The 299-nt window shown below is 47.2% G+C and carries 1 pseudogene; it reads left to right on the top strand.

The features are described 5' to 3' along the window. Positions 1-188 precede the first annotated feature (188 nt). A pseudogene (locus tag J9889_RS24740) lies at positions 189-299 on the top strand (IS200/IS605 family transposase); the annotation flags it as partial.

Below are 299 nucleotides of genomic sequence, written 5' to 3'. Positions count from 1 at the left end.
TCCAGAATGCGTTTGGTTTCTGCCAGCCCGTGATTCCAGACATAACGAGCACAACCGCCCAACTGGCGCAGGCGTTGCGCTTGTTGGGCTGTCGGTTCGAGTCGGAATTTGTAGGCTTTCAGAATTTGCATTTAGCGCTCAGTGTGTAGCATTATTGCCATATCTATTAAGCCCGATTGAGTGACAGAATGCAATTCACTAAAATTAATAAATCACGCCATGCGACCTACGTTTTGCACGTACATTTGGTGTTTATCACCAAGTATCGAAAGCCGATATTGGGGGATCTGCATCACGCC

Source organism: Aeromonas sp. PrichA-15, from assembly GCF_017939245.1.
Lineage (GTDB): Bacteria > Pseudomonadota > Gammaproteobacteria > Enterobacterales > Aeromonadaceae > Aeromonas > Aeromonas caviae.
Note: the sequence above shows the minus strand (reverse complement) of the source record. Positions and strands in the feature narration are given on the sequence as shown.